The organism is Variovorax sp. Varisp85 (genome assembly GCF_047304045.1).
Classification (GTDB): Bacteria; Pseudomonadota; Gammaproteobacteria; order Burkholderiales; family Burkholderiaceae_C; genus Variovorax.
The window spans coordinates 1-14,953 of sequence record NZ_JBGLYN010000036.1; the positions used below are offsets into that span (position 1 = coordinate 1).

The window sequence follows — 14,953 nt, forward strand, 5'->3', positions numbered from 1 at the left end:
GGGGGGGGTTGGCCGGGGGGGGCGGCAAACCCCGTTTCCACGCCCCCGGGGGGGCGGGGGGGGCCGGGGGGGGGCCCGAGCCTTTGCCCATATGGCGGCAGGGCTTATCCGATCATTCGCAAAAAGAAAGCAAGCCTTGAACAAGAAAGCAGTTTTGGGAGTCCTGGCCGCGGCCATCGCCGTCGCCTACGGCGGCAGCACCTGGTGGGCCGGTTCGCAGATCAAGTCGCGTTACGACACCGCATTCGACGAGCTGCCGAAGCAGACCGCGCTGGTGCGCGTGGCCGAGCGCAAGTACGAACGCGGCTTCCTCGGCGCCGTCAGCACCGTGACGCTGGAAATCGGCTGCGCGCCCGATGCCGCCGCGGCCGTCGCCAGCAAGCCCGCCGAGGGCGACGAAGCGGAGGAAGACGACGAGGAGGACGCCGGCATCAAGCCGCCGAAGCAGTTGCGCCTCACCATCCGCGACACCATCCACCACGGCCCGCTGGCCGGCGGCACGCTGGCGGCGGCCACCATCGACAGCGAGCTGGTGCTCGACGCCAAGGTGCAGGCCGATGTCGAGAAGTTCTTCGGCAAGGCCAAGCCCCTGACCGCGCACACCAAGGTCGGCTTCAGCGGCGCCGTCACGACCGACCTGACCGTCGCGCCCGTCAAGCTGGCCGAGGAAGGCAAGGGCCGGCTCGACTGGCAAGGCGCGCAGGCCCGCGTGGAAGTGAACGCAGCACGCACCCAGGCGCGCTACGACCTCACCGTGCCCGGCCTGGACTTCAGCGACGCGCGCAGCGGCATCACCATGAAGATGGGCAAGCTCACCGCCAAGGCCGACATGGACAGCAGCGCCGGCTGGTTCCTTGCCACCGGCAAGAGCGAAGGCCGGCTCGACACCCTCGAATTCGCCATCAAGAAGAAGGCAGCCGCTGACGGCGCGGCTGCGGCCGAAACACCGAAGGCGCTGCCGACCGTCGTGCTCCAGGGCATCGACCTGCTGGCCGACGCGAGCATCAAGGACGGCCTCTACACGTCGAGCGGCACGCTCAAGGGCGCCGGCAAGATCGGCGAAACCAAGATCGACAAGTTCGAGCTGACCAGCAGCGCGCGCCGCATCCATGCCGCCGGCTACAAGAAGCTGGCCGACGCCTGGATGCAGTCCGGTGCCGTCAACGGCTGCGGCAAGGGCGGCAGCAAGGCCTCCCAGGCAGCGATGCAGGCGCTGGCCGAGCAGCTCGCGCCCGACCTCAAGGCCATGGCCAAGTACGCCCCCGAGGCCGGCCTCGACAGGATGCTGGTCGAGATCGACGGCAAGCGCGGCGAACTCGGCTACACGGTCAGCATGGCCGGCGTGACGGACGAAGACCTGCAACTGCCGGGCACCGCGCTGATGATGAAGCGCGGCGCACTCAAGGCCCATGCGCGCCTGCCCATGAAGTGGCTGGAGAAGCTGGCCGAAACCGGCGCCGAGAGCGGCCAGACGCCCCCGCCCGAAATGGTGGCCGGCCTGGTCGAGCAAGGCGAGGCCATGGGCTTCGTGAAGCGCGACGGCGACGACGTGACCGGCCAGGTCGAGTTCAGCGACGGCAGCCTGAAGGTCAACGGCAAGCCGCTGGGCGGCATGGGCAGCGCGGGCAAGTAAGCCGCGGTGTTTCTCCCTCCCCTCTGGGGGAGGGCCGGGGTGGGGGCACGACGGCCTCCGAAAAAAGCGCAGAGCCCGATCGAAGGCCTGCCCCCATCCCAACCTTCCCCCAGCGGGGGAAGGAGCAAGTCAGGGCCTCAGACCAGGCACTGCTCTAGACCCTGTTCCAGGATCTCGCGCGGCAGCTCGATGCCGATGAACACCATGCGGCTCTGGCGGGCCTCGTCCTTGCCCCACTCGGGGCCCAGGTCGCTGCCCATCAGCTGGTGCACGCCCTGGAAGATCACCTTGCGCTCGGTGCCCTTCATGTTCAGCACGCCTTTGTAGCGCAGCATGCGCGGGCCGTAGATGTTGACGATCGCACCCAGGAAGTCTTCGAGTTTGGCCGGGTCGAACGGCCGGTCGGCCTTGTAGACGAAGCTCTTGACGTCGTCGTCCGTGTGGTGATGGTGGCCGTGGCCGCCTTCGTGCTTGTGCGAGGGGTGGTCGCATGCCTCGCCATGCGCGTGGTCATGATCGTGGTGATCGTCTTCTTCCTTGAGGAAGTCGGGGTCGATGTCCAGCTTGGCGTTCAGGTTGAAGCCGCGCAGGTCGAAGATGTCCTTCAGCGGCACATCGCCGAAGTGCGCCTTCTGCTGCGGCGCGCGCGGGTTCATGTGCTTCAGGCGATGAATGAGCGCATCGGTCTCCTCGGCCGACACCAGCTCGCTCTTGCTGATGAAGATCTGGTCGGCAAAGCCCACCTGGCGGCGCGCTTCCTGGCGGTCGTTGAGCTGCTGCGGCGCATGCTTGGCATCGACCAGCGTGAGGATGGAGTCGAGCAGGTAGCTCTCGGCGATCTCGTCGTCCATGAAGAAGGTCTGCGCCACCGGGCCGGGATCGGCCAGGCCGGTGGTCTCGATCACCACGCGGTCGAAATCCAGCAGGCCCTGGCGCTTCTTGGCGGCCAGCAGCTGCAGCGCCTCGCGCAGGTCTTCGCGGATGGTGCAGCAGACGCAGCCGTTGCTCATCTGCACGATCTGCTCCTTCGACTCGGTCACGAGGATGTCGCTGTCGATGTTCTCTTCGCCGAACTCGTTCTCGATGACCGCGATCTTCTGGCCGTGGGCTTCGGTCAGGATGCGTTTGAGCAGCGTGGTCTTGCCCGAGCCGAGAAAGCCGGTGAGGATGGTCGCGGGAATGAGGGCCATGAAGGGAGTGCTCCGGAAGCGGAAAACAGGAAAAAAGGGGGCGAAAAAGGCGTGGCCGGCAGTTTAGCCAATGCCACTGAGTTGCGTTGGTGGCAGGGTCAAGCCGGTTTCAGGCTGGCTTTCGGACCACCACAAGGCCCTTCAGGTACTCCCCTTCCGGGAATTCGATGGTCATCGGATGGTCTGGCGCTGCGCCCAGGCGCTCGGCGATATAGCCGTCCACGCCCGCATCGAGCCCCGCGGAGGCCACGATCTTGTGGAACAGGTCGGCGCTGATGCCGCCCGAGCACGAGAACGTCAACAGAACGCCGCCCGGCTCCAGCAGCTTGAGCGCCAGGCGATTGATGTCCTTGTAGGCCCGCGCGGCGCGCTCGGCATGCGCCACCGTGGGCGCGAACTTCGGCGGATCGAGCACGATGGCGTCGAAGGTGCGCCCCTGGTCGATGAACTCCCGCAGCACGGTGTTGACGTTGGCGTCGAGAAACTCCGCCTGGATGCCCTGGCCTTCGAAGCCGTTGAGCGCGAGATGGCCGCGTGCGCGTTCGAGCGCGGGTTGCGATGAATCGACCGACACCAGCTCCGCGCCTTCGAGCGCGCCCGCGGCCTTCAGCCCCGCCAGCGCCGCGACGGTGAACCCGCCCGTGTAGCAGAAGCAGTTCAGCACGCGCCTGAAGCGCCGGTGCTGCGCCAGCTCGGCAAAGCGCTGGCGGCTGTCGCGCTGGTCGAGGTAGAAGCCGGTCTTGTGGCCGGTGGCGATGTCGAGCGACAGCTTCCAGCCATGCTCGCGGATCGTGATTTCGGTGGTGCCCTCCCCGCGCAGCCAGCCCGTGACCGGCTTCAGGCCTTCGCGCTCGCGGCCGCTGGCGTCGGAGCGTTCGTAGAGCTTCGTCAGGCCGGTGGCCTTGAGCAGCGCGTCGGCCAGCACGTCCTTCCAGCGCTCGACGCCGGCCGAAAGAAACTGCGCCACCAGCGTGTCTCCGTAGCGGTCGACGATCAGCCCCGGCAGGCCATCGGCCTCGCCGTGCACCAGCCGCACACCGTCGCTCTGCAGATCGAACAGGCCGCGGGCAGTCACGGCGCGGGCGCACACCGAGGCGAAGAACGCGGCGTCGATGCGCTGCGTTTCGACGAAGCTCCAGGCCCGCGCGCGGATCTTGGACGTGGGGCTGAACGCCGCCCAGGCGAGGAAGGCGCCGTCGTGCGACTCCACGCGCACCGTCTCGCCGGAGTCGGCGCCACCGCGCGCGATGGCGGATTCGAAGACCCAGGGATGGCGGCGCTGCATCGAGCGCTCTTTGCCGGGTTTGAGGCGAAGGGTTTTCATTATTCGTTGCTTGCTTACTTGTCGTTCTCGGGCCTGGCCTTGGCACGCGGATGTGCCGCGTCGTAGGCCTTGGCCAGGTGCTGAAAATCCAGCCGTGTATAGACCTGCGTGGTCGCGATGTTGGCGTGGCCCAGCAGCTCCTGCACCGCGCGCAGGTCGCTGCTCGACTGCAGCACGTGGCTCGCAAACGAATGGCGCAGCATGTGCGGATGCACCGGCGCTGCAAGGCCGGCCTTGAGGCTGCGCTCGCGCAGCAGCTTCCACACCGCCTGCGACGACATCCGCAGGCCCTTGGCGCTGATGAAGAGCGCGGCCGCGGCCTGCGGGTCGCGCAGCCGGGCGGTGGCCAGTCCGGCGCAGTCTGCGCGCACGGCGAGCCAGTCGCGCACCGCCTCGGCCGCCTTGCTGCCCATCGGCACGATGCGGCGCTTGCTGCCCTTGCCGAGCACATTGGCTTCGCCCGCATCGAGATCGAGCCAGCCGCGCGCCGTGCCGCTCGCCTGCGCGTCGAGCCCCGTGAGCTCGCTCACGCGCAGGCCGCAGCCGTAGAGCACCTCGACGATGGCGCCGTCGCGCGCCTCGGTCCAGGGGTCGGCCTCGGGGTCGTACAGCTCGGCGAGGCGCACCGCGTCGTCCACGCCCAGCGCCTTGGGCAAGGGCTTGCCGGCCTTGGGCGCATGCACATCCTGCACGGGGTTGAAGCCGATCAGGCCTTCGTGGCCCAGCCAGCGGTAGAAGCTGCGCCAGCACGACAGCACCAGCGCAATGCCGCGCGGCTCGCGCCCGGCGCTGTGCAGCTGCGCCATCCAGCGTCGGACGTGGGCGGTCTGCACGCGGTCCAGCGGCAGCCTAGCCTCGGCTGCGTGGTCGCGCAGGGCCTGCAGGTGAAAGGCGTAGAGCTCGACCGTACGCGCCGCGAGCCGGCGCTCGACGCGCACGTGCTCCAGGTATTTCTCGATCCAGTCCGATGGAGTGGATGCGACCGGCTCAGAAGAGGTAGCCATGGCCGGCATTGTTGATGATGGCCGCCGGCTCGCGCAATGCGCCCTTGGAGAACGGGCCCAGGGCACGCCAGCACGACGTGGGCGCCGCCGCGTACTGCACGTCGAAGCTCTGGTCGAAGCCGCTCATCTTCACGAGCCGCTCGACCCGCCACAGGTGATACGGCTCCGACACGATCACCACGCTGCGCACGCCGGCCGCCAGCAGCAGCGGACGCGACAGCGAGAGATTCAGCCGCGTGGAAGTCGACGCCGGCTCCAGCAACATCGGCCCGGCAAAGCCCGCCTCCACGGCATGCTCCTGCATCGCCATGGCCTCCGTGCGGCCGTCTTCCGAATCAACGCCGCCTGAAAAAACCAGCTGCCTGACCACGCCGGCATGCGCCATCGCCAATGCCGTATCGACCCGGCCGGTGAGGCACGGGTGCGGCTTTCCGTCGAGATAGGCGCGGCTGCCGAGCACCAGTGCCGCGTCGGCCGGCCGCTGCGTCGGATGCGCCAGCAGCTCTTCGGCATGCGACCAGATGAACGCTCCGATGGCCGCGTACGCCAGCGCCACGGCCAGCAGCGCGCCGGCCAGCGCGACCTGCCAGGGCCGCCGCAACCAGCGCGGGCGTTTCAAGGACGCAGCCGCGAAAGCCCGCCCGACGCCAGCTCGGCGATACGCTCGAGAAAGTCGGTGCCCATCTCGGCGTTGAAGCGCTGCGCGTCGGGCGACGCCAGCACCAGCAGGCCGAAGGCCGGCGATTCGGCGTCGGGGCGCAGCGGAATCAGCGCGATCGACATCGCCGCCTGCGGCTCCGGCAGCCAGTTGGCCGCCTCGAAGCCCGAATTGAGCCCGCAGTAAGGCGAGGTCAGCGAAGTGGCCAGCGCCTTCACGTCGTCGCTCACCCACTGGGCATAGGCCTCGTTGAGGTATTCGCTGCCGCAGTCCCACACCTTGATGGCCGTCTGCGGCACCAGGAACAGCGACTGCAGGTCGACCGCGATGCTGTACGGCAGGCTGCGCGGATCGCGCGTGGTCAGCAGGCCCTTGGTCCAGCGCTGCAGGCGGTCGGCGATGACCACGTTCTCGGTGCCGTGGCGCACCATGTCCATCAGGCGGTGCTCCAGCGCCTTGATCTTCTCGCGCAGCATCTCGGCCTGGCGCTCCTGCAGGCTCACGGCGCGGTTGCCGTGCGGGCTGGTGAGCTGCACCTGCGCCAGCAGCTGGGCATGGCGCTCGAAGAAATCGGGCGTGTTCGCCAGGTAGTTCGCGATGTCGTCTTCGGTGATCGGATTCATGGCGTTTTTGGCGTCGTTGTTGTTCGTGAAGGGGGTCATGGCAGCTCAGGCACCTCGATATCGCCTTCGAAGACCGTGGTGGCCGGCCCGGTCATCAGCACCGGCTGGCCTTCTCCCTGCCACTCGATCGTGAGGATGCCGCCGTGCGTCTGCACGTCGACCCGGCGGTCCAGCAGGCCGAGGCGGATGCCCGCCACCACCGCCGCGCAGGCGCCCGTGCCGCAGGCCAGCGTTTCGCCGGCACCGCGCTCGAACACCCGCAGCTTGATGTTGGAGCGGTCGACCACCTGCATGAAGCCCGCGTTCACCCGCTGCGGGAAGCGCGGATGGTGCTCGATCTGCGGGCCCTGCTCGGCCACCGGGGCGGTGTCGACGTTGTCGACCACCTGCACCGCATGCGGATTGCCCATCGACAGCACCGCTACCGAAACGATAGCACTGCCTGCTCGCGTACCCAACGCAAGATGCCACTTCTGCCACGCACCGTCATGCTGCGGGTCGAGCCCGGCGGTGTCGAAGGGAATGCGTTCGGGCTCGAAGACGGGGGCGCCCATGTCGACCGTCACGCGGCCGTCCGCGCCCATGCGCGGCTCGATGACGCCGGCCAGCGTCTGCACGCGCACTTCGGTCTTCTTGGTCAGCTTGTGTTCGCTCACGAAGCGCATGAAGCAGCGCGCGCCATTGCCGCACTGCTCCACCTCGCCGCCGTCGGCGTTGTGAATGACGTATTGAAAATCGATGCCCTCCGCGGGCGAGGGCCGCACGGTGAGGATCTGGTCGGCGCCGACGCCGAAATGGCGGTCGGCCAGGAAGCGGTACTGCGCGGCGCTGAGGCCCAGCGTGCCGCGCGTTTCGTCCAGCACGACGAAATCGTTGCCGGCTCCCTGCATCTTGGTAAAGCGGATTCGCATCCTTGGATTATCCGCCGCTGGCTTGGCGCAGTCTGTCCAATGCCCGATCGAGAAACGCCAGCCGGTCCTGCCCCCAGAAGCGCTCGCCGTTCAGGATGAAGGTCGGTGCGCCGAACACTCCCGCCTCCACTGCCGCCGCGCTGTTGGCACGATAGGCTGCCAGCGTCTCGGCCGCCTGCTCCAGCGCCTGCAGCGAGGCGCCGTCGTAGCCGCTCTCGTCGGCCACCGCGATGCGCACTTCTGCCTGCGAGGTGTCGCGCTCCTCGGCCCACAGCGCGCGCAGCAGCGCGTGCGACAGCGGCTGCGCGTCGAGCCCCTGCAGCTGCGCGGCAATCACCATCCAGCCAGGGTACTTGTTCCAGTTCGGGTCGCTCGGCGCGCCCTTGGGATAGTGCGCGGGCGCCAGGTTCAGCGGCATGCCGAGGTAGTCGCTCCAGCGCGCCAGCTCGAGCGCGTGGTACGTGCGGCGCGGCTCCGGCCGGGTCTTCAGCGGGATGCCGCCGGTCTGAGGCACCACGGCCTGGAAGTCGTACGGCTTGAGCGTGAGCCGCACGTGGTGGCGGCGCACGATGTCCTGCAGTTGCGGGCCGCCGAGGTAGGCCCAGGGGGAGGAGAGGCTGTAGTAGCAGTCGAGCGCGATCATGTTTCGATTATCTGCAGCGCATGGGCGGTGCCGTCGCGCGCTCTACCCTTCTCTCCTTGGGGTCGGGGCGCGTGGAGGTAGTGCACGCGGTCGCCGCGCCATGCCTGTTCCTGCTGACCCTCGGTGCTCTGCGTGCTCTCGAAGGCCAGCGTGTCGCCGTCCCAGCCGAAGAGGGTGATCTCGTGCTCGGAGCGTTTGGCGATGCGCCGGCCCAGGGCGTCGTAGCTGAAGCTCGTGGTCTTGCCGTAGGTGCTCGCACTGCGCATGCGGTTGAGGCCGTCCCAGGTGAACACGGTCTTCTCGCCGTTCCAGGTCCGCTCGACCAGGTTGCCGCGTTCGTCCCATGTGTAGTGGGTCCCCGCATAGTCCTTGAGCAGGTTGTCCATCAGCCGGCCGGCCATGCTGCGGCCATCGCCGCCCAGGCGCACCGCCACGCGGGTGGTGATGCGGCCGGCCGCCTGTGTGTCGGCACCGGTGTCGGAAGGGTTGCCGATGTTGCCCGCCGGATCGAAGGCGAAGGTCTCGCGGCCCAGGCGGCTGTGGGCTTCCAGCAGGCGCCCCATGGGGGCGGGTACCGACATGGGCGAGCGTGGCGTCGCCCTGCTTGCTGATGATGTCGCTGCCCGGCCAAGTTATTCGCGTATGTCGACGCCGCGCGGTCCGGGGTCCGTTACCAGCTCCACGTCGGCGCCGAAATCCTTCTGCTCAAGCTTGTGACCCGACAGCTTCCGGTACAGCGCGCGCAGGAAATCGTGCTTGTCTTCGACTTCTTCCACGTCGGCCGCCCCCGGAACCACGTAGCCCCAAAGTTTTTCAATCTGGCCTGACGAGTAGAGGTACTCGAGGGACTCCAGGGTTCTTTGCTTGCTTACTGGGCCGAAGCGATCAAAGTCCGCCTTCATCGCATCGAATAGCTTGGCTTGGCACTCAGCGTTGTTAATATTAAATTCGTCAAGATCGTCGTCGGTCATCGCCAGCAAGAAGTAATCCATTGCGCGGATATACCAAGGGAAAATTTTCTTCATGGTCGTCCATCAAGGTCCGGGAAAGCGGTGACGATCCCATTGGGGCCTTGACCTGCTCGGTTTAATCGAGACAGTTTTTCCTAGAAGACGGCGGGTTGCAGTTCTTTGCGGAGTTCGAGTTTGAACTCCGCCGGGGTCAAGTATTGCAGGCTGCTGTGGGGACGTACCTCGTTGTAGTGATTGCGCCAGGCTTCGATCAGGACGGCGGCTTCGCGGCGCGAGCGGAACCACTCGATGGACAGGCACTCATCACGGAATTTGCCGTTGAAGCTCTCGTCGGTGCCGTTCTGCCAAGGCTTGCCCGGGTCGTTGAGCACGGTGGCGATGCCGGCGTGCGCGATCCACTCCAGGATGGCCTGGCTGACGAACTCGGGCCCGTTGTCCGAGCGCATGAACAGCGGCGCCCCATGCAGGCTCACCAGGCGCGACAACACCTCGATGACGCGCTTGGAGCGAATGGCCCCGGCCACATCGATGGCCAAGCACTCGCGGGTGTATTCGTCCACCACGGTCAGGCACTTGATCTGCTGACCGCTGGCCGTGGTGTCGAAGACGAAGTCGTAAGCCCAGACCATGTTGGCCTTGAACGGCGTGTGAACGCGCGGGCGCACCGAAGCGATGCGCTTGCGTGGCCGTTTCCGGGGCACCAGCAGGCCCGCCTGGCGCCACAGCCTGTGCGTGCGAGACCAACTCAACTCGAAGCCCTTGCGGCGCAGGAACACGCGGATGCGGCGATAGCCGTAGCGCGGATACTGGGCCGAGAGTTCCTTCATCGCCGCGAGCACCGGTGCATCCTTGGCGGGCAGGCGCAGCTCGTAGCTGGGCGTGGCACGTGACATACCGATGAGCCCGCAGGCGCGGCGCAGACTCAAGCCCCGTGCGCGCACGAAGGCCATTTGCTCGCGCCGAGCCAGCGGGCTCACCATTTTTTTGCGTTGATCTCCTTGAGGATCTCGAGGTCCAGATCTCGCTCGGCAAGGAGCTTCTTCAGCCGGCTGTTCTCAAACTCCAGGGCCTTCAGACGCTTGACGTCGGCCGCCTCCATCTGGCCGAAGTGTTTGCGCCAGGCATAGATGGTGGCGTCGCTGACCTTGTGCTTCTTGGCGGCCTCGGCCACCGTCGTGCGATCTGCTTCGCGCAGGATCGTGACCATTTGCTCTTCGCTGAATCGACTCTTCTTCATGGGCTCCTCTTCGGGCGGGAGCCATCTTCCTAGAAATCAATGTCTCGGAGAAATCGGGCAGGTCAGCCTCGCACCACAGTCGCTAGCTTTGGCCAAGACTCCGGCTTCTAGCCCGTCAAGTCTCTGCAGCAATTCATTGCCTCGACGCTGAATTATTTTCTCTCTAATTTTTTCTGCACCCGTAGTCGACATCATCATGGCTTTCTCGCCTGCTAAGTCCATGAATTCAGTCTCCCTAATTGCTGCGCAAACTTTGGGCGACAAGAGGAAGGGAATTAAGGATAAACGTCAACGCCAATTCGATATTTGCAAATTGCTTGCGTATATATGCATCATACAGATCGACTGCATCTTCATATTTTTCTAGATATTCATCAAACCCAACGGCCACCACCGTTCCTAGAACCTTGACAAAGCATTCCCAGTGGACCACTTCACCTTCCCGGAGGTAATTTCCATTGATCCAGAAAGATTTTTTTGACCGAATCAATGCGCCGATCTTTAAGATAATTTCTGCGTCATTCATTTTTTCTTTGCCGAAGGGCACTTGGTTGGCCTATCAACAAAAATATCGAGCCGATCGCCTTCAGGAGTGATGACATTGATGTGCGGCATGGTTTTATGTGGATGCCCGTTCGGAAGCGATTCGTGCCCATAGAGCACACCAGTCGCAGGATTGGTTTTGAAATCCATGTGATACGAGGCCCTTCCTGTGCCATTCTGCCGATTTGACTTAAATGCGGCTTTGTCTCTAGCAGTTTTTGCAGGGTCCTTGTCGCCTGCTCCCGCTGATTTTTGCGCATCTGGAAATGCCGCAAACAGAACCGTTGATGCTTCTTTGAACGAGCAGACGGTGACACTTCTCCCCGCCTTTACCTGTGCGACTTTCTTGAGGATTTCAGCCGGTGAAAGGCCGTTACTGTCGATCCAGCCCGTCGGATTTGGAACTGCTGCATGAAGGTTGGTGCCTCCAAGCAACCCTATCGGGTCGCTTGAGACAAACCGCCCACTCACCGGGTCATAGTACCGATACCGGTTGTAGTGCAGCCCCGTCTCATCGTCAAAGTACTGCCCCTGGAACCGGATCGGATTCCTGAACCCGGCCTTCCGCCCCGCCTCGCTGATCGCCTGCTTCGCTTCCCCCCAGGCCTTGTAGCTGGCCGACCAGGCGATGCGCCCCTCGTGGTCCGTCAGCTCCTGCGGCGTGCCCAGGTGGTCGCACTGGTAGAACGCGATCTCTTCCTTCGCGAACGGGGCGGGCGTGTTGAGCTGCGCCCCGTTCCACAGCGGATCCTGCTCGATGTCGTAGCGCCCGCCATTGGCCGCGATCAGCGCCTTCACGTCGGTGGTCTGGCTCAGCGCCACCGCCTGCGCCTGCCGGATCTGCAACAGCGGCACGAACGAGCCGGGCTCCTGGATGTAGTGCACGCTGTCGCCGCGGCCCAGATGCTCCTGGCGCCCCTCGGTGCTCTGCGTGCTCTCGAAGGCCAGCGTGTCGCCGTCCCAGCCGAAGAGGGTGATCTCGTGCTCGGAGCGTTTGGCGATGCGCCGGCCCAGGGCGTCGTAGCTGAGATGCGCTACGTGGTGATATGGACCTGCGCAGTCTTGAACGCTTCGCTCAGCGAAAAACGCAATCTTGCAGCGGGATATAGCCCGTGCCCGAGGCAAATGCGACGGTGCATGTGGCCCTGAATGCACTGCCGACCGTCAGAGTTCCCATGTGGGCTTCATTGGCGGCATCGCGTGCAACCATACGAACCAGTTCGTTTTCCGAACCGGCAACGCCCGCTTTGAGCAATGCACTGCCATTCGCGCTATCCGGGCCTCTGTTGAAGCCTCTGCTCGATCCTCCGATCACCACCCCGGAAAATGCAATCCTCTTATTGAATTCTGGCAAATCTAGGGTCGAATAACCTGCTTTGACGTAGCGTTGGTGCAGTTTTCTTAAATTGATTTCTTTTGAGGTGATCTCCGCGGCAAAGCTGATGCTGGCAGCGAGAAGCAGCAGTGGAAATATAAGTAGTCGCATTGGAGATCTTGGCTGGCGATAGTGGAAACGGGGCTTAAGAAGTACTGGTGCTTGGGATGTCTAAGATCTAAATTGTTTTGTCAACCACAAATAGCTTGATGTCGTATTCCAATTCTTGTACTTCAAAAACAGCATCCGGGTGAATCTTGAAGATGGTCAAATCTTTTGTCCTTTGATTCTTGTAGAGGCTACGAATAAAGCTCTCCGGTTCTCGAATTTTTATTTTCATAACAAACGGTTGCTCGAATTGAATTAACAGTTCAGCGCCATGCTTTTTTGTGAATTCCTCAAATTTTTTGCATATTGCTTCGAGAGAATTATCTATTGGAAAGAGTAGTGTGGGCCTTGATTCGTATGCGCTATTTTCTTTTGTTGCTGTCGTGTGCCACGATAGATCATAGTTACTGGATTTGGTCAAGACTCCGGCTTCTAATCCTTCAAGCCTTTGCAGTAGTTCGTTGCCTCGGCGTTGAGTAATTTTTTCCCTAATTTTGTCCGCAGCCGTAGTCGGCATGATGGTCTCCAGTTTTTGGGTCATCGATTTTTTGATATCTTTGATTTCTGAAATCGTAATTCCTTGGATCGCTTCCCTTTGCTTCGCCCGCATGTGCATGCGGGCCTCGCCTCGGGTCACTCGTGTGTTCAACAACTACTTTTCTCGCACCGGTTGCGTCTGCATATTCGTAAAATCGACCGAACTCTGCAGGATTTTCGGAGTAGACGTAGTTTTTACTGCCTCGCCTTCTTGGATCATTTCCAACTTGCCATTGACCGGCAGCTTGTTGTGAACGAGGTATTCCTGCCAAATCTTTGGCGCTATTCAGCGCTTGGCGACGATTTCGGCAAACGGGGGTTGACGGAGATTGGACATTGTTTTTCTTTGAGCTCAGGCCAAGCGGATCAGTCCATTCAGTCGGATTGGAAGCATAGACGTGTGTATTAAATCCGCCTTCCAATTTAATCGGATCTGTGCTAACAAACCTCCCACTCACCGGGTCGTAGTACCGATACCGGTTGTAGTGCAGCCCCGTCTCGTCGTCAAAGTACTGCCCCTGGAACCGGATCGGATTCCTGAACCCCGCCTTGCGTCCCGCTTCGCTGATCGCCTGCCTGGCTTCGCCCCAGGCCTTGTAGCTGGCCGACCAGGCGATGCGTCCCTCGTGGTCCGTCAGCTCCTGCGGCGTGCCCAGGTGGTCGCACTGGTAGAACGCGATCTCTTCCTTCGCGAACGGAGCGGGCGTGTTGAGCTGTTCCCCGTTCCATAGCGGATCCTGCTCGATGTCGTAGCGCCCGCCATTGGCCGCGATCAGTGCCTTCACGTCCGTGGTCTGGCTCAGCGCCACGGCCTGCGCCTGCCGGATCTGCACCAGCGGCACGAACGAGCCGGGCTCGTGGATGTAGTGCACGCTGTCGCCGCGCCAGGCTTGATGCTCCTGCCGGCCCTCGGTGCTTTGCGTGCTCTCGAAGGCCAGCGTGTCGCCGTCCCAGCCGAACAAGGTCGTCGCGTGCGAGCTTCGCTTGGCGATGCGCCGGCCCAGCGCGTCGTAGCTGAAGCTTGTGGTTTCGCCGAAGGTCTCGGCGCTGCGCATGCGGTTGAAGCCGTCCCAGGTGAAGGTGGTCTTTTCTCCGTTGCGGCTGCGCTCGACCAGGTTGCCCCGCTCGTCCCACCTGTAGTGGGTCCCCGCATAGTCCTTGAGCAGGTTGTCCATCAGCCGTCCCGCCATGCTGCGGCCATCGCCATCCAGGCGCACCGCGACGCGCGTGGTGACGCGGCCGGCCGCCTGCGCGTTGGCATCGGTGTCGGAAGGGTCGCCGATGTTGCCCGCCGGATCGAAGGCGAAGGTCTCGCGGCCCAGGCGGCTGTGGGCTTCCAGCAGGCGCCCCACCGGGTCGTAGCGGTAGCTCAGGTTGCCGCGGCGGCTGTCGCCGATGGCCACCAGCTGGCCGGCCTTGTCGTAGGCGTAGCTGCGGCGGATGCCGACAGCCTCGATCGCGCCGGGTTTCGTCTGCGAGATCTGCTGCTCCAGCAGCCGTCCGGCCGGGTCGTACTTCGAGCCCTGGTGCAGGCCGTTGCCCTGGTCGCGGCCGATCTCGCGGTGCAGGTCGTCGCGCTCGAAGCCCAGGATGTCCTGGCCGTCCACGAGCAGGCCGTGCACGTGGCCGGAGCCGTAGGTGAGCCATTGGGTGACGTGACCGTCGGGACGGACGCTGGCAACGCGCTGGTGGAGCTCGTCGTAGCCGTGCTGCCAGACCGCCGTGTGGCCATGGTCCAGGTAGTGCTGGTGCTCGCGCACGAGGTTGCCTGCGCGGTCGTAGAACCACTGGAGCCTGGCCTCGGCGTTGGTGGCCTCGACCAGGCGGCCGTTGCGGTCGTAGGCGAAGCGCTCGGCCTGGTCGCCGGCCTGGCGCTCGCTCAGGCGGCCCAGGGGATCGAATTCGAGCCGGGTGCTGTGGCCGGCTTCGATGACCTCGGCCAGCACGCCGCTGGCTTCGTCGTAGCGGTACTGGGTGGTCTTGCGGTCGAAGCCGGTTTCCTCGAGCAGCCTGCCGACCGGGTCGTAGCGGAAGTCGTAGCGGCTGCCGTTCTCGTTGTGCAGTTCGCGCAGGCGCCCCAGCAGGTCCCAGTGGTACGCGTTTGATTCCAAATCGATCACAGCGATCTAGCGGAGTACTTCGCCGTCGACACCATCGGAAACATCACATCTAGTCATCAACCGTCTAAATATTTGA

Annotated in this window: 16 protein-coding genes; 1 reads left to right on the plus strand and 15 read right to left on the minus strand. The window is 64.0% G+C overall.

The annotated features are described in order from the left end of the window. Positions 1-136 precede the first annotated feature (136 nt). The gene (locus tag ACCC97_RS15745) at positions 137-1,633 is read left to right on the plus strand and encodes a YdgA family protein (protein ID WP_413333771.1); all 1,497 of its coding nucleotides are present in this window, start codon (positions 137-139) and stop codon (positions 1,631-1,633) included. A gap of 137 nt (positions 1,634-1,770) precedes the next feature. On the opposite strand, the gene ACCC97_RS15750 is transcribed toward ACCC97_RS15745, so the two are convergent. The 15 genes from ACCC97_RS15750 to ACCC97_RS15820 all read right to left on the minus strand — a co-directional run bounded on the left by ACCC97_RS15750 (position 1,771) and on the right by ACCC97_RS15820 (position 14,877). Then, entirely contained in the window at positions 1,771-2,823 is a 1,053-nt protein-coding gene (locus ACCC97_RS15750) for a CobW family GTP-binding protein (RefSeq protein ID WP_007838435.1), read from the minus strand. Positions 2,824-2,932: 109 nt separating this feature from the next. Then, positions 2,933-4,147 carry a class I SAM-dependent rRNA methyltransferase gene (locus tag ACCC97_RS15755; protein ID WP_413333773.1) on the minus strand — a complete coding sequence of 405 codons (1,215 nt, stop codon included), beginning with the start codon at positions 4,145-4,147 and terminating at the stop codon, positions 2,933-2,935. Positions 4,148-4,161: 14 nt separating this feature from the next. Beyond that, on the minus strand, positions 4,162-5,151 hold the full coding sequence (locus tag ACCC97_RS15760; protein WP_007838432.1) for a tyrosine recombinase XerC: 990 nt from the start codon (positions 5,149-5,151) through the stop codon (positions 4,162-4,164). Then, positions 5,135-5,770, minus strand: a complete 636-nt coding sequence (locus ACCC97_RS15765; protein ID WP_413333776.1) for a YdcF family protein — start codon at positions 5,768-5,770, stop codon at positions 5,135-5,137. The genes ACCC97_RS15760 and ACCC97_RS15765 overlap by 17 nt, the downstream gene beginning before the upstream one ends. Then, positions 5,767-6,471 (minus strand): DUF484 family protein, encoded by a 705-nt coding sequence (locus tag ACCC97_RS15770; protein ID WP_413316006.1) that lies wholly within the window; start codon positions 6,469-6,471, stop codon positions 5,767-5,769. Before ACCC97_RS15770 ends, ACCC97_RS15765 begins: the two co-directional genes overlap by 4 nt. Further along, positions 6,468-7,343 carry a diaminopimelate epimerase gene (gene dapF, locus ACCC97_RS15775; protein ID WP_007838426.1) on the minus strand — a complete coding sequence of 292 codons (876 nt, stop codon included), beginning with the start codon at positions 7,341-7,343 and terminating at the stop codon, positions 6,468-6,470. The genes ACCC97_RS15770 and dapF overlap by 4 nt, the downstream gene beginning before the upstream one ends. Positions 7,344-7,350: 7 nt before the next feature. Then, a complete protein-coding gene (locus tag ACCC97_RS15780) occupies positions 7,351-7,986 on the minus strand; it encodes a 2-hydroxychromene-2-carboxylate isomerase (protein ID WP_007838424.1) in 636 nt (211 codons plus the stop codon). Next, positions 7,983-8,567, minus strand: a complete 585-nt coding sequence (locus ACCC97_RS15785) for a hypothetical protein (RefSeq protein WP_413333778.1) — start codon at positions 8,565-8,567, stop codon at positions 7,983-7,985. Before ACCC97_RS15785 ends, ACCC97_RS15780 begins: the two co-directional genes overlap by 4 nt. Before the next feature lie 51 nt (positions 8,568-8,618). Beyond that, the gene (locus ACCC97_RS15790) at positions 8,619-9,011 is read right to left on the minus strand and encodes a hypothetical protein (protein WP_413316009.1); all 393 of its coding nucleotides are present in this window, start codon (positions 9,009-9,011) and stop codon (positions 8,619-8,621) included. 80 nt (positions 9,012-9,091) lie between these two features. Continuing rightward, positions 9,092-10,194, minus strand: a protein-coding gene (locus tag ACCC97_RS15795) for an IS3 family transposase (RefSeq protein WP_413333780.1) whose coding sequence is annotated in 2 segments (ribosomal slippage) — positions 9,092-9,936 and positions 9,936-10,194 — 1,104 coding nt in all. Because the reading frame shifts where the segments join, the coding sequence is not laid out codon by codon here. Between the two features lie 235 nt (positions 10,195-10,429). Further along, a complete protein-coding gene (locus tag ACCC97_RS15800) occupies positions 10,430-10,720 on the minus strand; it encodes a hypothetical protein (RefSeq protein WP_413333782.1) in 291 nt (96 codons plus the stop codon). Next, complete coding sequence (locus ACCC97_RS15805) at positions 10,717-11,622, minus strand: RHS repeat domain-containing protein (RefSeq protein WP_413333784.1); 906 nt, start codon at positions 11,620-11,622, stop codon at positions 10,717-10,719. Before ACCC97_RS15805 ends, ACCC97_RS15800 begins: the two co-directional genes overlap by 4 nt. A gap of 190 nt (positions 11,623-11,812) precedes the next feature. Then, entirely contained in the window at positions 11,813-12,223 is a 411-nt protein-coding gene (locus ACCC97_RS15810) for a hypothetical protein (RefSeq protein ID WP_413333786.1), read from the minus strand. 67 nt (positions 12,224-12,290) lie between these two features. Continuing rightward, on the minus strand, positions 12,291-12,761 hold the full coding sequence (locus tag ACCC97_RS15815; protein WP_157632285.1) for a hypothetical protein: 471 nt from the start codon (positions 12,759-12,761) through the stop codon (positions 12,291-12,293). After that, entirely contained in the window at positions 12,709-14,877 is a 2,169-nt protein-coding gene (locus ACCC97_RS15820) for an RHS repeat-associated core domain-containing protein (protein WP_413333788.1), read from the minus strand. The genes ACCC97_RS15815 and ACCC97_RS15820 overlap by 53 nt, the downstream gene beginning before the upstream one ends. Positions 14,878-14,953: the final 76 nt, after the last annotated feature.